A 19144-nucleotide genomic window follows, 5' to 3' on the forward strand; every position below is an offset into this window, starting at 1 on the left:
CCACCACACGCCGCGCCGTCACCCTGCCGCGATGGGCGCCGTCGACGACAGCACCGCCGCCGCGATAAACACGCCGATCATCGTCACCGCTTCGAGATGCAGCACATTGTTGAATGTATGGGCATCCTCGGTCGACGCGGTGCGGCGCAACCGCGGCAGCGCCGAAAAGCGGTTCAGCGCCGCGAGCACGGCGGCGAGCGCGACGAGCGCGAGCTTCAGCAACAAAACGCGCCCCCACGGGCTCGCGTCGATCGACGCGAACATACCGTCTGTCGCGCGCATCGCGTTGAGCAAGCCGGTGACGAGCACGAACGCGAACGCCCCCGCCGACGCGCCAGACAGCCGTTGCGCAATGCGGATCAGCGCGCCGCGCGCGACCGACGCGCGCATGGCCGGCAACACCGCCATGCCGCCCGCGATCACGAGGCCGCCCCACACCGCCGTCGCGGCTATATGCACGATTTGCACGCCGATCGCCGCCGAAAACACGCCCGAATCGGCAGCGTGTCCCAACGAAGCCTTGCCGGCCGCGACGATCAGCGCCGCGAGCCCGTACAGCGCGCCCGCGAGCGAGCCGCCCGGACGCACGAACGCGGCGACCGCGAACAGCATCGCGCCGCCACACGCGACGCTCCACGCCCAGCCGACGTGAGTCTGCGCGAGCACGGCAGGAATCGCGCCGAACGCGCCGGCCAGGCCCGTGCCGCTCATCGACGCGGCCTGATAGACGAGCCAGCCCGCATCGGCAAGCACCAGCACCACGGCAGCGACGGCCAGCGACCGCAGCGCCTGCCGCCACGCGGGATGCGACGGCGCGGTGACCTTCGTCGCGCCGTCTTGAGCCAGCCACATACCAATCAGCGCGGACCCGACGGCAACTGCGAACGCAACGTCGCCGAGCGCGGCAAGCGCCGCCTGACCCAACCACAGACTGTCGAGCTTCATCGCACACCGCCCGCGCCGCTCGCGCGCGACGCCGCCTGCTCAAGGATCACGTCTGAAAAATGATGGAAATGAGGAATTTGCGCGGAAAATTCCGAAAAACAAGAAAAAGAAGACTTCATCGACTCGCATCAGAGAAAAAACCGGCGGCGCCCGGACCGGCTGTCCGAGCGTCGCCCCCGAGTGTACGGGCATTGCACGCGGCTGCGCAGCTTGCGGCCGTCCGGGCCGCCATTCGCGCGGCAAATTGTCGCAACCGGGCCACGGGATTGATTCACCGACTGTGCGTCAAATAGCCGCCATTAACCATCGATGATAGAATGCCGCGTCGCAGCAGCCCGGCTGCCTGCCATCATTTGCTTCTTGCCGTCATGCCGAGCCGATCGGAGCCCGGTCAGGTCCCCGACGAATAACAATGGAGTCCCGTGTGTCTTCTAGACGCCTTTTCCGTCCGCTGTTCGCCGTCTTGCTGACGGGCGCAGCGGGCCTGCTGAGCACTGCGCACGCGCAAACCAAGCCCACCGAGCCAGCCGCCGCGAAGGCGCCGTTGAAGGCGCCCGATACGATGGCCGAGCGCGTGCGCGGCTGTACGGCCTGCCACGGCACCCAGGGCCAGGGCACCGACAACGACTACTTCCCGCGTCTGGCAGGCAAGCCGGCTGAATACTTGTACAACCAGCTCGTGAACTTCCGCGACGGTCGCCGCAAGTATCCGCCGATGAATTACCTGCTCACGTATCTGAACGACGATTACCTGCGCGAGATCGCCCAGCACTTCTCGGAGCAACGTCCGCCGTATCCGGCGCCGGCAAAACCCACCGTGCCCGCGGCCGTCGTCGAGCGCGGCAAGCAGCTCGCGCTGCGCGGCGATCCGTCGAAGAAGCTGCCCGCGTGCGTCGCATGCCACGGCACCGCGCTGACCGGCATGCAGCCCGCGATCCCGGGTCTCGTCGGCCTGCACAGCGATTATCTGAGCGCGCAAATCGGCGCATGGCGCTCGGGCACCCGCCATGCGAAAGCGCCCGATTGCATGCACGAGGTCGCGAGCAAGCTGTCCGACGAGGACGTGACCGCCGTGACCGCGTGGCTTGCCGCGCAGCCGGCGCCCGCCAACCCCGTGCCGGCCCCGGCCCGTTCGATGAAGACTCCGCTCGCCTGCGGCAGCGAACCGCAATAAGGCAAGGGAGACAGACTAAATGAAACGCAAGTCCCTGTTTGCATTCTCGGCTGTCGCGATCGTCGCGGCAGCGGCCCTCGTGCCGGTCCTGTGGCCCGGCAACGACACGCTGCACGGCAACGCCGCCGTCGCGGCCACGCCCGCCGATCAGGCCGCGCTCATCAAAAAGGGCGAATACCTCGCGCGCGTCGGCGACTGTATCGCGTGCCACACCGTGCGCGGCGGCAAGCCGTTCGCAGGCGGCCTGCCGATGGCCACGCCGTTCGGCACGATGTACACGCCGAACATCACGCCGGACGACAAGAACGGCATCGGCAAGTGGACGTCGGACGATTTCTACCGCGCGATGCACACCGGCCGCTCGAAAGACGGCAGCCTGCTCTATCCGGGCTTCCCGTTCGCGAGCTACACGAAGGTCACGCGCGCCGATTCGGACGCGATCTACGCGTATCTGCGCTCGGTCGCGCCGGTGGCGGTGCCGAGCCGTCCGCACGAGCTGAAGTTCCCGTTTAACAACCGCAATCTGCTGATCGGCTGGCGCACGCTGTTCTTCAAGGAAGGCGAGTACAAGCCGGATCCGACGAAATCGGTCGAATGGAACCGCGGTGCGTATCTCGTCGAGGGCCTCGGCCATTGCTCGATGTGCCACACGTCGATCAACATGATGGGCGGCCCGGTCTCGTCGTCGGCGTTCGCGGGCGGCCTGATCCCGCTGCAGAACTGGTATGCGCCGTCGCTGACGAACGACAAGGAACTCGGCCTCGGCGACTGGCACGTCCAGGAACTGTCCGATCTGCTGCAAGCAGGCGTGTCCAACAAGGGCGCCGTGTTCGGCCCGATGGCGGACGTCGTGCACAACAGCCTGCAGTACATGACGGACGAGGACACCCGCGCGATGTCGACTTACCTGAAGTCGATCCCGCAAAAGGCCGAGGCGCCGAAGAACATGCAGTACGAGCCGTCGAAGCAGTTCGGCAACGAGTTGCTCGCGCAAGGCAAGAAGATCTACGCGGACAACTGCGCGACCTGCCATGGCGCGAACGGCGAAGGCAAGCCGACCGCGTATCCGCCGCTCGCGCAGAACCGTTCTATCATGATGGAATCGGCCGTCAATCCGATCCGCATGGTGCTCAACGGCGGCTATCCGCCGAGCACGTTCAAGAATCCCCGTCCATACGGCATGCCGCCGTTCGCGCAGTCGCTGTCGAACCAGGAAGTCGCGGCTGTCGTCACGTATATCCGGATGTCTTGGGGCAACAACGGTTCGCCGGTTTCGCCGCAACAAGTGAGCGACCTGCGTTCCGCGCCGCTGGATTAAGCGGAGTTTGACGCAAACGGGGCGCGGCAGCGGGAAACCGCGGCCGCGCCCTTTGTTTTTTCGGCGACGTCCGCCTTTTCGCGCGGGCCGTGCGAAGACGCCGCCCTTCCAATAATCAAGAGTCTTTATGTCTTTCGCCTCTCTCGGCCTGGCCGAACCGCTCGTGCGGGCTGTCAACGAACTGGGCTATACGCAGCCCACACCGATCCAAGCCCAAGCCATTCCCGCCGTGCTCGGCGGCGGCGACCTGCTTGCCGGCGCGCAAACCGGCACCGGCAAGACCGCCGGCTTCACGCTGCCGATCCTGCAACGCCTGCACGCGTTCTACACCGATAACCGCAGCGCGCAGCGCGCGGTGCGCGCGCTGATCCTGACGCCGACGCGCGAGCTTGCCGCACAAGTCGAGGAAAGCGTGCGCGCGTACAGCAAGTACCTGCGGCTGCGCTCGACCGTGATGTTCGGCGGTGTCAGCATCAATCCGCAAATCGATGCGCTCAAACGTGGCGTCGACATCGTCGTCGCGACGCCAGGGCGTCTGCTCGATCATATGCAGCAAAAAACGATCGACGTGTCCAAGCTCGACATCCTCGTGCTCGACGAAGCCGACCGGATGCTCGACATGGGTTTCATCCACGATATCAAGCGCGTACTCGCGAAGCTGCCGGCAAAACGCCAGAACCTGCTGTTCTCGGCGACGTTTTCCGACGAGATCAAGTCGCTCGCGGACAACCTGCTCGATTCCCCCGCGCTGATCGAGGTCGCGCGGCGCAATACGACGGCGGAGACGGTCGCGCAGAAGATCCATCCGGTCGATCGCGACCGCAAGCGCGAACTTCTCACGCACCTGATCCGCGAGCACAACTGGTTCCAGGTGCTCGTGTTCACGCGCACCAAGCACGGCGCGAACCGGCTCGCCGAACAATTGACGAAGGACGGCATCAGCGCGATGGCGATCCACGGCAACAAGAGCCAATCGGCGCGCACGCGCGCGCTTGCCGAATTCAAGAGCAATACGCTGCAGGTGCTCGTGGCGACCGATATCGCCGCGCGCGGGATCGACATCGATCAACTGCCCCACGTCGTCAATTTCGACCTGCCGAACGTGCCCGAGGACTACGTGCACCGGATCGGCCGCACGGGCCGCGCCGGCGCGAACGGCGAGGCGGTGTCACTCGTATGTGTCGACGAGAAGCAATTGCTGCGCGACATCGAGCGGCTCATCAAGCGCGAAATTCCGCAGCAGGTGATTGCGGGCTTCGAGCCCGATCCAAACGCAAAACCGGAGCCGATTCAGCGGCGCGGGCAACGGGGCGGCGGCCGGGAAGGTGCGGCAGGCGACGGCAATCGCGCGCCGCGCGCCGCGCGCGAGCCTAAGCCGGCTGGCTCTCAGAGCACCGCGCGGCGCGACGGCAATACGCAACCGAAGCAGCCGAAGTCCGCGCAACCCAAGTCGGCCAAACCCCAGCCGCCGGCGCGCAACGGCGGCGGCAATGGCCGTCCGTCCAGCGGCAACAACGCGCCCGCGAATCGCGACCGTCCTGCGCGCCGAAGCCAGCGCGCACGCTGATCGGCCATGCCGATGCCGAACGACCGCGCCGAGCAGCCGCGTAATCGCGCGATAGCTCGGCGCGGCGCAACGCACGAAACCGGCGAAACGCGCCATTGCGGCAGCACCCGCTCGGCAAGCGCTTGTTCGCACACATTGCCGGGCGCTTCACGCTTCATCGCCGCGCTTCAACCGCCGCGCTTCAATTGCTCGATTTGCCGCGCCCAGCGGGCCAGCACATCGGGGGCGTCGGCGGCAAGTTCGAACGTGATGCCCGAGACCACGCGCGCATAGCCGACGCGCTGCGCTTCGCCGCCGGCGAGCGTCGCGGCGAAGCGCGCGAGGCCATCGACGGTCGAGTCGATCGAGTCGATACGCAATTGCGCTTGATGGAACGCGTGGCCGGCGACGAATGCGAGCGTCGCGGCGCGGTATGCAATGAGCGCACGCGCGGTGCGCGAATCCGGCCATAACGAAAAGCGCAGCGTATGCGCGTCGGGCGCATAAAGCTCGCCCGCGCTCAGCAGCGTCGTGCGCGGCTGCGGCGGGTCGACGCCGCGATCAACGACCACAAGCGCGGCCGTCCAGCCCGCCTTGCTCGCGAGCGCTTCGCCGTCGAGCAGCGCGAGCGCGGCGGCTGGCCACGCGTCATAGGCGGCACGCTCGAACGCGCGCCTGTCCGGATCGGTCATCGATGCTTTTCCTGCGACACGGTTCCGCGCGCCTATCCTGCGCGCGCGATCAAATCAACGAAAGAACACGTGTTGCGTGAGTTTCGCGAGCGGATAGTGAACGCTCGGCTGGATCTTCGCGGGCAAATCGAGCGGCTTGAGCAGCATCTTCACGCACATGTCGGCGGACAGATTACGCCGCACCAGCGCGCTCACGCGCGCCGTGAGCGCGCGGCAATGGGCGGAATCGCTCGCGCGATCCGGATAGCGGACCGCGAATACGTGCCGCAACGCAATTTCCGAATCCTCGTTGCGGATCTCCAGCACACGCCGCGTCAATGCGCCGAGCACCGCGAGCCGGCCGTTGCCCTCGATCTTGTTGTACTTCTTGAAATAGCGGAAGAAGTGCTTGTAGTGGCGCACTTCGTCGGTGCGGATGTTATCGGTGATTTCCTTGAGCACGGGCTCGTCCGAGCATTCGTTGATCGCGCGATACAACGTCGCGGTGCCCGTCTCGACGACGCAGCGCGCGACCATCTCGAGCGCACGCGTCTTCTCGAACGCCTCGAGCGAGCAGGTTTTCGAATACTCGTCGAAGAAATTCGCAAACGCCAGATCCCAGTCGAACTCCGGCCACACGTAGGCGATATAAGCCTTCAGCGCACGGCCGTGCTGCAGCTCCTCGCACTCCCATTCATGGTTGAGCCATGCGGACACTTCGGGATCGTCGTCGAAGAACTGGCTCAGGTTGCTCGTGTACAGATCGGAGCCGCTTTCGATGAACGAAGCAGCGCACAGCAACAGCAACAAATCCTCGTTCGCTACCGCGCGTTGACGGTCGATACGCGTCAGGTCGATGTCTTCGATGCGCCAAGGCATCTCGTGCGTGGTGTCAGCCAACATGTTTCGCGCTCCCAAGCACCGCCCGCGTCCATCATGAAAGCCACGCTGCGCGCGGCTTCCCGCCGGAGGCGGCGCGTTGCAATCGGTTGTTCGGCATATTCGGCCATCTTAGCCGGATTTTTTCGATCGTGTCTTGAAGCAATGACCGCGACCGGCAGCATCGGTTCGATTATCACGCAATATTAGAATCCGTTATCCGATGTGAGGAATTCGAAAGGCACGGGATAAATCCACGCGCCATTTCGTTTCGTGTGCCCCCATACCGGCGGCGAATGCCGGCGGCTGCCGGCGGGCGCGATACGGGCGGATGAACCGCACGGGCAACGCCGCCGCATGCGTCGGAGCCGCGCGCAAAACGGCCCGGGCGGTCGGATTACGCTTCGCGCGGCCGGGCTTATTCCGCCAGAACCGATGTGCTTGACTAGTTGGCGTCCTCAGTACCCCGCCGCCAAACCGTCGCGACGGCTGTCGCTCGCCGCGACATAGCCGCGCTGCGGCTCGTCGTGATCGAGCCGCCAGATGAACTGGCCGGAACCGAAGTCCATATAAGGATCATCGACCGACTGGATCGTGTGGCCGCGGGCCGCCAGTTCGGCCGCGACGGCCGGCTCGAAGGTCGCTTCGACATCCAGCGTGAACGTGCGGCTCACCTTCCAGCGCGGCGCGTCGCACGCGGCCTGCGGCTGCTGGCCATAGCCGAGCATGCGCACGATCGTCTGCAGATGGCCTTGCGGCTGCATGTCGCCGCCCATCACGCCGAAGCTCATCACCGCCTCGCGCATGCCGTTGGCCTCGCGCGTGACGAACGCGGGAATGATCGTGTGAAACGGCCGCTTGCCGCCCGCCACGACGTTCGGCGAAGCCGGGTCCATCGAAAAGCCCACGCCGCGGTTCTGCAACGCAATGCCCGTGCCCGGCACGACGAGCCCCGAGCCGAAGCCCATGTAGTTCGACTGGATGAAGCTCACCATCATTCCACGCTCGTCCGCCGCCGACAGGTAGACCGTGCCGCCCGCGCGCGGCATTCCGAACCGGAAGTGCGTCGCGCGCTTCATGTCGATCAGTTTCGCGCGCGCGTCCAGGTACGCGTCGTCGAGCATCTGCGCGGGCGTGACCGTCATCGCGCGCGGATCGGCAACATAGCGGTAGAGGTCGGCGAACGCGAGCTTCATCGCTTCGATCTGCACGTGCTGCGCATCGGCGGAATCGAGCGGCAGGCTCGCGAGATCGAAGCGCTCGGCAATGCCGAGCGCGATCAGCGCGGCGATCCCCTGCCCGTTCGGCGGAATTTCATGCACCGTGTAGCCGAGGTAATCGCGGCCAATCGGCTCGACCCATTCGGGCCGGTACGCGCGCAGATCGGCGGCCGTCAGCGCGCCGCCGCCTTCGCGGAAGAATGCGGCGATCGTCTCGGCGATTTCGCCTTCGTAGAACGCGCGCGCGCCCTCGGCGGCAAGGGTGCGCAGCGTCTTCGCGTGCCCCGGCAGGCGCACGAGTTCGCTCACGTCAGGAGCGCGCCCGCGCGGCATGAAGGTTTCGGCAAAGCCCGGCTGCCCCGCGAGTTCGGGCACCGCCGCTGCCCATTTATGCGCGACGATCGCCGCGACCGCATGCCCTCGCTCGGCGAGTTCGATCGCCGGCTCGAGCAGATCGGCAAACGGCAATGAGCCGAACTTCGCGGACAACGCCTCCCAGCCGGCGATCACGCCGGGCACCGTGACGGTGTCCCAGCCGCGCGTCGGCTGTCGCGCGAGGCCGTTGCCCGCTTCGCCGTGCCGCTGGCGGAAATAGTCGATGCTCCAGCCCGCGGGCGCCACGCCCGATGCATTGAGCCCGGTGAGCTTCACACCGTCCCAGACGAGCGCGAACGCGTCGCCGCCAAGCCCGCACGACACCGGTTCGACGACCGTCAGCACGGCCGCCGCCGCAAGCGCCGCGTCAACCGCGTTGCCGCCCTTCCACAACATTCTGAGCCCCGCCTGCGCGGCCAGCGGATGCGATGTCGATACGATGTTGCGCGCGAACACGGGCATACGCGTCGTCGGGTACGGATTGCGCCACACAAAAGGCGTCGCGCCGGCGCGCGGCGTCTCGAGCCGCCGTTGGCCGGCGCGGCCGGCATCGCCGGCTTCGCGAAGATGGGCCGCAGGCGGCGTGTTCGGAGAAGAACTCATGATGGGCACCCGGATGGCAAAGCGGAATCGGTCATTGCATCGCGAACGCAGCGTTCCAACAAATTCATTTGTCACATAAATCCATGCGCAAATAGCATGAATACGCGCAAACACGCCTTACAATGCGGGGACACCGCCCGCCCACCGATCAATCGAGCCGAATCGGACACCGAAACAGCCTATGACACGAGACCCCCGCCTCACCCTGAACGCGCGCCAGCAGGAACTGCTCGGATGGGTGCAGCGCGACGGCTTCGTCACCGTCGACGATCTTGCCTCACATTTCAACGTCACCCCGCAAACCATCCGCCGCGACGTCAACTGGCTCGCCGATCTGAACCTGCTGCGCCGCTACCACGGCGGCGCAAGCCTGCCGACCAGCTCGGAAAACGTGTCGTACACAGCGCGCCAGCGGATGTTTCACGACGAGAAACGCCGGATCGCGGCGCTCGCCGCATCGCACATCCCGGATCAGGCGTCGCTCTTCATCAATCTCGGCACGACGACCGAAGAGGTCGCGCGGGCGCTGAACCGCCACCGCGGCCTGCGCGTGATCACGAACAATCTGAACGTCGCGAGCATGATGAGCGGCTACCCCGAATGCGAGGTGCTGATCACGGGCGGCATCGTGCGGCCGTGGGACAAAGGCATCGTCGGCGAACTCGCGATCGATTTCATCCGCCAGTTCAAGGTCGATTACGCGATCATCGGCACCTCGGCGATCGAAACCGACGGCACGTTGCGCGATTTCGACACGCGGGAGGTCCGGGTGGCCGAGGCGATCATCGAGCACGCCCGCACCGTCTATCTGGTCACCGATCATTCGAAATTCGGCCGCCCCGCGCTCGTGCGCCAAGGGCACCTGAATCAGATCCACGCGCTTTTCACCGACAAGCAGCCGCCCGACGAAATGACCGAGACCATCACCCAAGCGGGCACGCAGGTCTACGTCGCCGACTGACCGCCCAGGTGCCGCACGCTGCTGCGCCGCACCCTGAACTTCAAGTGAAATCAAGGAATTGCCGCGCCTGCCAAGCCATTTGCCAGTTCACCTGATGTCAATCAAAAAATTATTGGGGCGCGATTTGTAGATGCCCGCCGGCTTGACTAAACTCCAATTCCCCGGCGCGGTTGCACGCGTGACGTGCAACCGGGGCGATGCCGATCGCATCATGGCCGGGCAGCGGCTTTCCCCCCAACGCCTTCCCTTGCTGGGTAACTCGGCCGGGTTCGTGCGCCGGCCATTTCGACAGTATGGTTGTCTTGGAGAGAACGATGCTAAGTCCGCATGAATTCGCCACGCTGTTGCTTGTGAAGGATGCCCCCGATCAAGCCGACATGGACCGCGACGAACTCGACGCGCTGCTTGAACGGCAACTCGTAAAGCTGGAATCGCTCGGCTCCGGCAAAAAATACTGCGTGACCGAAAGCGGCGATGCCGCGCTGCGTTCGATCAAGCTGCGCTATTCATGATGCGCCGTGCACGGCGCATCCCGCGTGCGTCGGCGCGCCTTTCTTTCATCCGCGCTGCATCAGCCGCCGCGTAACGTCGGATCGACTGCCGCGCGCCAGCTTAGCGCCCGCGCACGCGCTTCGTTCAAATAATTGACCCAGCGGCCGCGCTCGGCCGGGTCATGGCTCGACGCCTGCGCCGCATACTGCCGCGAAAGTTCGTTTTCGAACGCGCAAAATCGCTCGTCGGTCAGCTTGCCGTGACGCTTGGCCACCCACGCATCGGACAACGCCGAATAGACGGCGCCCGCATCGTCGCCGTAATCGCGCGCATCGCCGCAGGTGTGTTGCAGTTCGGCCAGCGACGCCCCGCCCCACGCCCCGGACAGGAAGCCGCCACCCGCGCATCCGGCCATGCACGCCAACGCGCCGGCCGCAATCAGGGTCCGCATGTGTCACCTCGCTAGACAATGTCCCGCCAGTATCGTCGGTTAGCCCACACTGCGCCACTGGTCCGCCAAGGCGAACTTTACTTTTTCGAATTCGATCGCTAAAGTTCGATTTCGAACATTTCGAGTTCGGTTATTTTGTATTACGAAAAGATAGGACAGAGGGTGACACAACAGCATCGCTATGACCTGCTCGTCGTCGGTGGAGGAGTCAACGGCGCGGGCATCGCGCGCGACGCGGCCGGCCGCGGCCTGTCCGTGCTCGTTTGCGAGCAGGACGACCTCGCATCGCATACGTCGTCGTCGAGCACGAAGCTGATCCACGGCGGCCTGCGCTATCTCGAATACAAGGAATTCGGGCTCGTGCGCAAGGCGCTCCAGGAACGCGAGACGCTCTTGCGCGCGGCGCCGCACATCATCGGGCCACTGCGCTTCGTGATGCCGCACATGCCGAACCTGCGCCCGGCGTGGCTGATCCGCATCGGCCTGTTTCTCTACGATCATCTCGCCAAGCGCGACCTGCTGCCCGGCTCGCGCGGCATCACCATGAGCCGCCACCCGGCGGGCGCGCCGCTCGTCGACACGATCAAGCGCGGCTTCGTCTATTCCGACGGCTGGGTCGACGACGCGCGGCTCGTCGTGCTGAACGCGCTCGATGCGAAAGAGCGCGGCGCCGAAATCCTCACCCGCACGAAACTCGTGTCGGCCGAGCGCCGCGACGACGAATGGCTCGCGCAGCTGCAACGCGCCGACGGCTCGACGCTCGCCGTGCGCGCGCGCGCGATCGCGAATGCGGCGGGCCCGTGGGTCGGCGACGTGCTGCACGGCGCGCTCGCGCGCGGCGCGCATCATAGCGTGCGGCTCGTCAAGGGCAGCCACATCGTCACGCGCCGGCTGTTCGATCACGACCACGCCTACATTTTCCAGAACCCGGACAAGCGGATCATCTTCGCGATTCCATACGAACGCGATTTCACGTTGATCGGCACGACCGACGTTGCGTATCAAAGCGATCCGGCGCGCGTCGCGATCGACCGCGACGAAACGCAATATCTTTGCGAGTCGATCAATCGCTATTTCAAGCGTAAGATCTCGCCCGCCGACGTCTGCTGGACATATTCCGGCGTGCGTCCGCTGCTCGAGGACGAAAACTCGGACAACCCGTCGGCCGTCACGCGCGACTATCGCCTCGAGATGGACGATGGCCGAGGCGCGCCGCTGCTGTCCGTTTTCGGCGGCAAGATCACGACGTTTCGCAAGCTCGCCGAGGAGGCGACCGATCTGCTGTGCAACGTGCTCGGCTCGCCGCAGCGCGCCTGGACGGCCGGCGTGCCGCTGCCGGGCGGCGACATCGCCGAGGCGCGCTTTGCGCCGTTCGCCGATGGCTTCGCGAAACGCTACCCGTGGCTGCCGGCCGCGCTCGCGCGCCGCTATGCGCGTGCCTACGGCACGCGCGCCGAGCGCGTGATCGGTCAAGCGAAGTCGCTTGCCGAACTCGGCGCCGAGTTCGCACCGGGGCTCTACGAAGCGGAATTGCGTTATCTGCGCGACGTCGAATGGGCGCGCTGCGCGGATGACGTGCTGTGGCGGCGCTCGAAGCTCGGCCTGCATGTCACGCCGGGCACGCTCGACACCGTGACGGCGGCGCTCGACGCCTGGTTCGGCGGCGCGCGCGCGGCGGCGGGCGTCGCGCGCTGACGCGCGCCCGGCGGTAACCGGCAGATCGGCTGGCCAATCTGCAACGCAACGCATGCGCCGCATTTGCGGCGCTAATCACAACTACGGATGGAGATGAGACAAATGCAGGATCAGTACATCCTCGCGCTCGACCAAGGCACGACTAGCTCCCGCGCCATGCTGTTCGATCGACAAGGCAACATCGTGTCGATCGCGCAAAAGGAATTCGCGCAGATCTACCCGCAGCCGGGCTGGGTCGAGCACGATCCGCAGGAAATCTGGTCGACGCAGGCGGGCGTCGCAGCTGAAGCCGTCACGCGGGTCGGCCTGAACGGCACGGCGATCGCCGCGATCGGCATCACCAACCAGCGCGAGACGACCATCGTCTGGGATCGCGACACGGGCCTGCCGGTCTATAACGCGATCGTCTGGCAGGATCGCCGCACCGCCGATTTCTGCGACCAATTGAAGGCGCAGGGCTTGAGCGAAAAGGTGCGGGCGAAAACCGGCTTGCCGATCGACGCGTACTTCTCGGCGACCAAGATCCGCTGGATTCTCGACAACGTCGACGGTGCGCGCGAGAAGGCGCGCCAGGGCAAGCTCGCGTTCGGCACGGTCGACAGCTGGCTCGTGTGGAACTTCACCAAGCACGAACTGCACGTGACCGACGTGACGAACGCGTCGCGCACGATGCTCTTCAACATCCACACGCTCGACTGGGACGACGAGTTGCTCACCGCGCTCGATATCCCGCGCAGCATGCTGCCGCAGGTGAAGGCGTCGTCCGAGATCTACGGCCACACGAAGACCACGGTGTTCGCGTCGAAACTGCCGCTCGCCGGCATCGCGGGCGACCAGCAAGCGGCGCTCTTCGGCCAGATGTGCACGACGTCCGGCATGGTGAAGAACACCTACGGCACCGGCTGCTTCCTGATGATGAACACCGGCGACAAGCCGATCGAGTCGAAGAACAATCTCGTCACGACGATCGCCTGGCAAGTGGACGGCAAGACAGCGTACGCGCTCGAAGGCAGCATCTTCATCGCGGGCGCGGTCGTCCAGTGGCTGCGCGACGGCCTCGGCATCATCAAGAGCGCCTCGGAGATCGAAGCGCTCGCAAACAGCGTCGCGCATACCGACGGCGTCTATCTGGTGCCCGCTTTCGCCGGCCTCGGCGCGCCGCACTGGAACGCGCGCGCGCGCGGCTCGCTGTTCGGCGTCACGCGCGGCACGACCTCCGCGCATCTGGCGCGCGCGGCGCTCGATTCGATCGCCTACCAGTCGCTCGACGTGCTGAAGGCGATGGAAGCCGATTCGGGCATCCGGATCGGCGAGCTGCGCGTCGACGGCGGGGCGAGCGCGAACAACCTGCTGATGCAGTTCCAGGCCGATCTGCTCGGCGTGGACGTGGTGCGTCCGCGCATCACCGAAACGACCGCGCTCGGCGCCGCATATCTCGCGGGCCTCGCCATCGGCTACTGGGGCAGCATCGACGAAGTGCGCAGCCAATGGCAGCTCGAGCACCGCTTCGCGCCGGCGATGCCAAGCGCGCAGGTCGACACCTGCCTCGCGGGCTGGCAGCGCGCCGTGCGCGCGGCCAAGGCGTGGGCGGACGACACGCACTGAGCCGGCTCGATCCGATCCGGCTGAGCCGGCTGCATGCCGGCATCCATCACGAAAACGCATCACAACAAGCAGGCGGGCCGCGCGATACGAGCCGCGAGCCCGCCGCAACGGTAGAGAGACAATCATGTCACCATACATCGCAGAATTCATCGGCACGGCTTTGCTCGTGCTGCTCGGCAACGGCGCGGTCGCCAACGTGCTGCTTGCGAACACCAAAGGCAAAGGCGCCGACCTCATCGTCATCGTGATGGGCTGGGCGATGGCGGTGTTCGTCGCGGTCTACGTGACCGCGTCGTTCTCCGGCGCGCACCTGAATCCGATCGTCACGATCAGCCTCGCGCTCGCGGGCAAGTTCGCTTGGTCGAAGGTGGCCGGCTATGTCGTATCGCAAATGCTGGGCGGCATGGCGGGCGCGCTGCTCGTCTGGCTCGCGTATCGCCAGCACTTCGCGAAGGAAGCCGATCCCGACCTGAAGCTCGCCGTGTTCTGCACCGCGCCCGCGATCCGCAGCGTCGCGCACAACGTGCTGACCGAAGCGATCTGTACGTTCGTGCTGATTCTCGGCGTGTTGTATCTCGCATCGCCGCAAGTCGGCCTAGGTGCGCTCGACGCGCTGCCCGTCGGCCTTCTGGTGCTCGGTATCGGCATCTCGCTCGGCGGACCGACGGGTTACGCGATGAGCCCCGCGCGCGACCTCTCGCCGCGCATCATGCACGCGCTGTTGCCGATTCCCGGCAAGCGCGACAGCGACTGGCGCTATGCGTGGATTCCGGTGATCGGCCCGCTCGTCGGCGGCGTGCTCGCGGCAAATCTCTATCTGTACCTGCACGCGACGCACTGAGCCAAGCAGCGCGCCTCGGTACGAAATATCGCCCCTTCGCGCGGCAATGCGCGAAGGGGTTTTTGTTGGAGCCGGCCTCGTCGGGCGCTTGAGTGGCGCTCGCCGGGCGCGGCGGACGAGCCTGCGGCAACAACGCGGCAGCGCCGGTTACCAGCACACGCCGCCCGGCCTGCTCGCCGCGACGGTTTGCGCCGATCGGCGCGCTCGGCGTCGCCGGCTGTTCGCCGCTCGCGCATCGAGCGGCGATGATACACATTGCGCCCGCCACCGCGCGTCACCGATTCGTATGCCTCGGCAGCCTGGCTCAGCCGCTTGAGCCGTTACGCAAAGGGTCAAACGCGCGACGGGTACGCTGCGTGGATGGCGATGACCGCCAAGGCACCGCAACGGCCATCGCCGCCCCCACACCGCTGCGGCGCCGCACGCTTACGCTCGCACATCGAGCGTGCGCCGCGCCAAAGCACGTATCATGACGCTTCGTTGCATTCCTCATTCCGTTTCCCCATGCTTGACCATCTCATCTGCGATTGCGACGGCGTGCTCGTCGACAGTGAAGTGATCGCCGATCGCGTGCTGTTCGACACACTGTCCGCCACGTTCCCCGCGATCGATTTCGAGGCCGACGCAAAAGCCGCATTCGGCCAGCAAACGTCGCGCTTTCTAGCCGGCCTCGAAACGCGCCACGGCATCGTGATGCCGGCGGATTTTCTCGAGACGATCGAGCGCAACATCGAAATCGCGCTCGCGCAACAGCTCAAGCCGATCAACGGCGTGCGCGATGCATTGTCGAAAATTCCCCTGCCCGCGGCCGTCGTGTCGAACAGCCGCCTCGAGCGGGTGCGACGCTCGCTCGAACGCGCGTCGCTCACCGACGTATTCGGCGAGCGCATTTTCAGCGCGCAGCAAGTCGCGCGCCCCAAACCCTACCCGGATGTCTACCTGCATGCGGCCCAGGCGCTCGGCGTCGAGCCGGCGCGCTGCGTCGTGGTCGAGGACAGCGTGCCGGGGCTGAATGCGGCGCGCGCGGCCGGCATGAAGACGATCGCGTTCGTCGGCGCGAGCCACATTCCCGAAGGCTACGCGGATACGCTGCGCAACATGGGGATCGCGCGAATCATCGGTTCGATGGAGGAATTGCCCGCGCTCGTCGACGCGGGCATGCAAGGCAAGTTCGGCAACGCGCAGTCCTGAAATCGCGCGCCCGGCCGCGATGCATGCGGCAGGCGCGCTACACCGGCTTACGCCGGGTCCGCGCAGTACGCGTCGTGCGCCTCCCGCGCTTCATGCTCGCGCAGCGCAGCAAGGCGCGCGCGAAACGCCACCAATTCGGCGATCGTCAGCATCGGCAGCCCATGCCGCTCGGCAAAGCGTTCGACATCCGCGCCGCGCGTCATCGTGCCGTCTGGATTCATCAGCTCGCACAGCACGCCCGCCGGCTGCAGGCCCGCGAGAATCGCGAGATCGACGGTGCCTTCGGTATGGCCGCGCCGCGCCAACACGCCGCCGGGCGCCGCGCGCAGCGGAAACACGTGGCCGGGGCGCACGATATCGGACGGTTTCGCATCGTCGGCAATCGCCGCGCGGATCGTCGTCACGCGATCGGCCGCCGACACCCCCGTCGATACGCCGACGCGCGCCTCGATCGACACCGTGAACGCCGTGCCGTTCCTGCTCTCGTTCAATACCGCCATCGGCGGCAATTCGAGCGCGCGCACCTTCGCATCGGTCAGGCACAGGCACACGATGCCGCTGCATTCGCGAATGAGCAGCGCCATCGTTTCGGTGCTCAACCGCTCGGCGGCGACGATCAGATCGGCTTCGTTCTCGCGATCGTGATCATCCTGCAGCACGACCGCGCGCCCGGCTCGCAATGCGGCGAGCGCGGCAGCGATGCGCGGTGGCACCGGTTCGGTTTCGAGCAACGGAAGATCGGAAAATGCATCGGCGGGAGCCGACGACAAAGGCAACGGAAAAGACATGATGTGAAACGCTCCTCGCGGATAAGAATTGGGCGAAAAACGTTTCAGGGCTTTGCAAATAGACAGCGCGACGCCGCCGGCGCGGCACGCGGACAACACCGCGCGCCAGACGAGGTCGCGCACTGGACCATCTGCACATCTTCTTTCATCCGGACTGTGACCGTCGGCTCTGGCATCGGACCAGATCTGCTGACCCCGCGCATCATCGCGCGGGCGCTCGCGGGCTTGCCGGCACTAGGCCGGCCTACCGCCGGTGGGGAATTCCGCCCCGCCCTGAAGACGTATGGATGCCGGATCGACCGGCGGATGAAGCATACAACAGCGCGGAAATCGCCGCAGCGAGAACCCGCCAAAACCCTACTGAAGACACTGTCTAAACCGGCGCGCTTGCCGCGCCGGGCAAGCCGCTATGCCGGCACCTGCCAGCGCGGCGGAATCTCCGCATTCACCGTGACGCGAAACGCGCGCGCCTCGGTATCGCCCGGGTTGCGCAGCGTGTACGGCTGATCGGCGTCGAACACGATGGCGTCGCCCGTCGCGAGCAATTGGCGGCGATCATGCACGCTCAGCTCGAGCGTGCCTTCGCTGACGACGAGATTGATGCTCGTGCCCGGCGCGCGCGGCGTACCGGCCTCGGTATGCAGCGGCGAAATGCGCAACTCGTGGAATTCGGCAACGGCGGATTCGCCTTCCGGATAAAGCGCGCGCGCGGAGAAACGCCCATTCGAGCTGACGACGCGCACCGCACGATCGGCGGCCAGATGCTCGAAGCCGTTGAGCGCATGCCGCCGCAGAAACGCGGCGACCGATACCTTCAGCGCCGCCGCGACCTTGCAGAGCACCTTGATCGATGGCACGCTGCGCGCCGATTCGATCTGCGCGAGCATCGCGCGCGACACGCCGGACAGCCGCGCGAGCGCATCGAGCGACAACTGGCGCTCGGCGCGCAAGCGGGCGAGATTCACGCCAACGAGCCGCTCGAGCGCGTCGAATTCATGCGAAGCCGCAGCCGACGCGGCGGCATCCGTGGAAGACACTTCGCGCACGAGCGCCAACGGAGAATACATGACGTTACCTCCAAGGCCACAACCAGCCCAGAACTCAAGTGAGGCAAGACTAGCACCCGCGTCGCGCCGGTCAAACAAAGTTATCTTCACACTGTTATCAGGATTGCAGAGGACAGCGCGCCGCCGTATGTCATCGCGCCGCTGCAGCCGCCCCGGCCGACGCTCGCGCATCGAGCCGCGCGGCGAGCGTCGTGACCGCGATCGCCGCGAGCGTGACAGCGGCCGCCACCCAGGGCAGCGCATCGAGCGCCAAGCCGTGCGTAAGCGCGACGCCGCCCAGCCACGCACCGCCCGCATTGCCCGCGTTGAACGCGCCGATATTGAGCGTCGACGCGAGATTCGGCGCATGCGCAGCCTTCTCGACGACGCGCATCTGCAACGGCGGCACCGTCGCGAACGCGGCGATCCCCCAAACGAACACAGTGACGGCGGCCGCGACGGGCAGATGGCTGGTTCTCGCGAACACCGCCATTACCGCCGCGAGCACAGCAAGGATCGCGATCAGCGAGCGCATCAACGCGCGATCCGCGAGCCTGCCGCCAATCATGTTGCCGATCGTGAGCCCGACGCCGAACAGCACGAGGATCAATGCGACCGAACGCGGCGCGAAACCCGTCACGTCCTCGAGAATCGGCGTGATATACGTGAACACGACGAACACGCCGCCGAAGCCGAGCACCGTCATCGCGAGCGCGAGCCATACCTGCGGCTCTTTCAGCACGCTCAGCTCGCGGCCGAACGCGACGCGCGCCGCATCGGGCTGCTTCGGCACGAGCGCGGCGATACCCGCGAGCGACGCGACGCCAAGCGCCGCGACGATCCAGAACGTCGTGCGCCAGCCGAGCGTCTGGCCGACGAAGGTGCCGAACGGTACGCCGAGCACGGTCGCGAGCGTGAGCCCGGTAAACATCAATGCGATCGCGCTCGCCCGCTTGGTCGGCGGCACCAGCGATGCGGCGACGACCGAGCCGATCCCGAAAAACGAGCCGTGCGCGAACGATGTGACCACGCGCGCGACCATCAGCATGGCGTAGCCGTGCGCAAGCGCGCACAGCACGTTGCCGACGATGAAGATCGCCATCAGCCATTGCAGCGCCGCCTTGCGCGGCATCCAGCTCGTAAGCACGGCAAGAAGCGGCGCCCCCGCCGCGACGCCGAGCGCGTAGCCGCTCACGAGCAGGCCGGCGGCGGGCAGCGTCACCGCGAGGTCGCGCGCGACATCGGGCAGCAAGCCCATGATGACGAATTCGGTGGTGCCGATCGCGAAAGCGCTGATCGCGAGTGCGAGCAACGGTAAAGGCATGGAATTCTCCTGATCCAAG

The 19144-nt window shown here is 66.1% G+C and carries 17 protein-coding genes and 1 riboswitch; of the genes, 9 read left to right on the top strand and 8 right to left on the bottom strand.

Annotated elements, in window-relative coordinates; genetic code table 11:
• Nucleotides 1–18 precede the first annotated feature (18 nt).
• Nucleotides 19–945, bottom strand: a complete 927-nt coding sequence (locus BSIN_RS01545) for a CopD family protein (protein ID WP_059519627.1) — start codon at nt 943–945, stop codon at nt 19–21.
• Nucleotides 946–1357: 412 nt separating this feature from the next.
• Between BSIN_RS01545 and BSIN_RS01555 the strand changes: the two genes are divergently transcribed.
• The 3 genes from BSIN_RS01555 (at nt 1358) to BSIN_RS01565 (ending at nt 5004) form a co-directional block, all read left to right on the top strand.
• Nucleotides 1358–2119 (top strand): c-type cytochrome, encoded by a 762-nt coding sequence (locus tag BSIN_RS01555; RefSeq protein WP_059519626.1) that lies wholly within the window; start codon nt 1358–1360, stop codon nt 2117–2119.
• Nucleotides 2120–2138: 19 nt separating this feature from the next.
• The gene (locus BSIN_RS01560; protein ID WP_059519625.1) at nt 2139–3437 is read left to right on the top strand and encodes a c-type cytochrome; all 1299 of its coding nucleotides are present in this window, start codon (nt 2139–2141) and stop codon (nt 3435–3437) included.
• A 127-nt stretch (nt 3438–3564) separates the two neighbouring features.
• A complete protein-coding gene (locus tag BSIN_RS01565; RefSeq protein ID WP_089339291.1) occupies nt 3565–5004 on the top strand; it encodes a DEAD/DEAH box helicase in 1440 nt (479 codons plus the stop codon).
• Nucleotides 5005–5171: 167 nt separating this feature from the next.
• On the opposite strand, the gene BSIN_RS01570 is transcribed toward BSIN_RS01565, so the two are convergent.
• The 3 genes from BSIN_RS01570 to BSIN_RS01580 all read right to left on the bottom strand — a co-directional run bounded on the left by BSIN_RS01570 (nt 5172) and on the right by BSIN_RS01580 (nt 8590).
• Nucleotides 5172–5675, bottom strand: a complete 504-nt coding sequence (locus tag BSIN_RS01570) for a hypothetical protein (RefSeq protein ID WP_089339292.1) — start codon at nt 5673–5675, stop codon at nt 5172–5174.
• A 54-nt stretch (nt 5676–5729) separates the two neighbouring features.
• Nucleotides 5730–6557 carry a ferritin-like domain-containing protein gene (locus BSIN_RS01575; protein WP_059519622.1) on the bottom strand — a complete coding sequence of 276 codons (828 nt, stop codon included), beginning with the start codon at nt 6555–6557 and terminating at the stop codon, nt 5730–5732.
• A gap of 434 nt (nt 6558–6991) precedes the next feature.
• Complete coding sequence (locus BSIN_RS01580) at nt 6992–8590, bottom strand: gamma-glutamyltransferase family protein (RefSeq protein ID WP_173678603.1); 1599 nt, start codon at nt 8588–8590, stop codon at nt 6992–6994.
• A gap of 322 nt (nt 8591–8912) precedes the next feature.
• On the opposite strand from BSIN_RS01580, the gene BSIN_RS01585 reads away from it, so the two are divergent.
• Both BSIN_RS01585 and BSIN_RS01595 read left to right on the top strand, forming a co-directional pair.
• Nucleotides 8913–9692, top strand: coding sequence for a DeoR/GlpR family DNA-binding transcription regulator (locus BSIN_RS01585; protein WP_089339294.1), 780 nt, complete (start codon nt 8913–8915; stop codon nt 9690–9692).
• Nucleotides 9693–10006: 314 nt separating this feature from the next.
• Nucleotides 10007–10204 carry a phage tail assembly chaperone gene (locus tag BSIN_RS01595; RefSeq protein WP_059519620.1) on the top strand — a complete coding sequence of 66 codons (198 nt, stop codon included), beginning with the start codon at nt 10007–10009 and terminating at the stop codon, nt 10202–10204.
• 59 nt (nt 10205–10263) lie between these two features.
• On the opposite strand, the gene BSIN_RS01600 is transcribed toward BSIN_RS01595, so the two are convergent.
• Entirely contained in the window at nt 10264–10635 is a 372-nt protein-coding gene (locus BSIN_RS01600) for a hypothetical protein (RefSeq protein WP_059519619.1), read from the bottom strand.
• Between the two features lie 162 nt (nt 10636–10797).
• On the opposite strand from BSIN_RS01600, the gene glpD reads away from it, so the two are divergent.
• The 4 genes from glpD to BSIN_RS01620 all read left to right on the top strand — a co-directional run bounded on the left by glpD (nt 10798) and on the right by BSIN_RS01620 (nt 15967).
• A complete protein-coding gene (gene glpD / locus BSIN_RS01605) occupies nt 10798–12330 on the top strand; it encodes a glycerol-3-phosphate dehydrogenase (RefSeq protein ID WP_089339295.1) in 1533 nt (510 codons plus the stop codon).
• A 102-nt stretch (nt 12331–12432) separates the two neighbouring features.
• Complete coding sequence (glpK, locus tag BSIN_RS01610; protein WP_173678604.1) at nt 12433–13935, top strand: glycerol kinase GlpK; 1503 nt, start codon at nt 12433–12435, stop codon at nt 13933–13935.
• A gap of 124 nt (nt 13936–14059) precedes the next feature.
• Complete coding sequence (locus BSIN_RS01615) at nt 14060–14776, top strand: MIP/aquaporin family protein (protein ID WP_059519617.1); 717 nt, start codon at nt 14060–14062, stop codon at nt 14774–14776.
• 504 nt (nt 14777–15280) lie between these two features.
• Nucleotides 15281–15967, top strand: coding sequence for an HAD family hydrolase (locus BSIN_RS01620; RefSeq protein WP_089339296.1), 687 nt, complete (start codon nt 15281–15283; stop codon nt 15965–15967).
• A 47-nt stretch (nt 15968–16014) separates the two neighbouring features.
• Here BSIN_RS01620 and ribB read toward each other — a convergent pair whose 3' ends face one another.
• From ribB to BSIN_RS01635, 3 genes are all read right to left on the bottom strand, one after another.
• Nucleotides 16015–16755 (bottom strand): 3,4-dihydroxy-2-butanone-4-phosphate synthase, encoded by a 741-nt coding sequence (gene ribB / locus BSIN_RS01625; protein ID WP_089339352.1) that lies wholly within the window; start codon nt 16753–16755, stop codon nt 16015–16017.
• 133 nt (nt 16756–16888) lie between these two features.
• Nucleotides 16889–17040, bottom strand: a riboswitch (FMN riboswitch).
• Between the two features lie 122 nt (nt 17041–17162).
• On the bottom strand, nt 17163–17822 hold the full coding sequence (locus BSIN_RS01630; protein ID WP_089339297.1) for a helix-turn-helix domain-containing protein: 660 nt from the start codon (nt 17820–17822) through the stop codon (nt 17163–17165).
• A gap of 130 nt (nt 17823–17952) precedes the next feature.
• Nucleotides 17953–19125: an MFS transporter gene (locus BSIN_RS01635; RefSeq protein WP_089339298.1), complete on the bottom strand. Its 1173-nt coding sequence runs from the start codon at nt 19123–19125 to the stop codon at nt 17953–17955.
• Nucleotides 19126–19144 lie beyond the last annotated feature (19 nt).

It is taken from the genome of Burkholderia singularis, assembly GCF_900176645.1.
GTDB classification, from domain to species: domain Bacteria; phylum Pseudomonadota; class Gammaproteobacteria; order Burkholderiales; family Burkholderiaceae; genus Burkholderia; species Burkholderia singularis.

What these genes read in the sequence shown, in the direction of transcription:
- BSIN_RS01620 (WP_089339296.1), top strand. Translation starts at nt 15,281, where the DNA reads ATGCTTGACCATCTCATCTGCGATTGCGACGGCGTGCTCGTCGACAGT.
- BSIN_RS01575 (WP_059519622.1), bottom strand. Translation starts at nt 6,557, where the DNA reads ATGTTGGCTGACACCACGCACGAGATGCCTTGGCGCATCGAAGACATC.
- glpK (WP_173678604.1), top strand. Translation starts at nt 12,433, where the DNA reads ATGCAGGATCAGTACATCCTCGCGCTCGACCAAGGCACGACTAGCTCC.
- BSIN_RS01580 (WP_173678603.1), bottom strand. Translation starts at nt 8,590, where the DNA reads ATGCCCGTGTTCGCGCGCAACATCGTATCGACATCGCATCCGCTGGCC.
- BSIN_RS01630 (WP_089339297.1), bottom strand. Translation starts at nt 17,822, where the DNA reads ATGTATTCTCCGTTGGCGCTCGTGCGCGAAGTGTCTTCCACGGATGCC.
- BSIN_RS01600 (WP_059519619.1), bottom strand. Translation starts at nt 10,635, where the DNA reads ATGCGGACCCTGATTGCGGCCGGCGCGTTGGCGTGCATGGCCGGATGC.
- BSIN_RS01595 (WP_059519620.1), top strand. Translation starts at nt 10,007, where the DNA reads ATGCTAAGTCCGCATGAATTCGCCACGCTGTTGCTTGTGAAGGATGCC.
- BSIN_RS01565 (WP_089339291.1), top strand. Translation starts at nt 3,565, where the DNA reads ATGTCTTTCGCCTCTCTCGGCCTGGCCGAACCGCTCGTGCGGGCTGTC.
- BSIN_RS01555 (WP_059519626.1), top strand. Translation starts at nt 1,358, where the DNA reads ATGGAGTCCCGTGTGTCTTCTAGACGCCTTTTCCGTCCGCTGTTCGCC.
- BSIN_RS01560 (WP_059519625.1), top strand. Translation starts at nt 2,139, where the DNA reads ATGAAACGCAAGTCCCTGTTTGCATTCTCGGCTGTCGCGATCGTCGCG.
- ribB (WP_089339352.1), bottom strand. Translation starts at nt 16,755, where the DNA reads ATGTCTTTTCCGTTGCCTTTGTCGTCGGCTCCCGCCGATGCATTTTCC.
- BSIN_RS01545 (WP_059519627.1), bottom strand. Translation starts at nt 945, where the DNA reads ATGAAGCTCGACAGTCTGTGGTTGGGTCAGGCGGCGCTTGCCGCGCTC.
- BSIN_RS01615 (WP_059519617.1), top strand. Translation starts at nt 14,060, where the DNA reads ATGTCACCATACATCGCAGAATTCATCGGCACGGCTTTGCTCGTGCTG.
- BSIN_RS01585 (WP_089339294.1), top strand. Translation starts at nt 8,913, where the DNA reads ATGACACGAGACCCCCGCCTCACCCTGAACGCGCGCCAGCAGGAACTG.
- BSIN_RS01635 (WP_089339298.1), bottom strand. Translation starts at nt 19,125, where the DNA reads ATGCCTTTACCGTTGCTCGCACTCGCGATCAGCGCTTTCGCGATCGGC.
- BSIN_RS01570 (WP_089339292.1), bottom strand. Translation starts at nt 5,675, where the DNA reads ATGACCGATCCGGACAGGCGCGCGTTCGAGCGTGCCGCCTATGACGCG.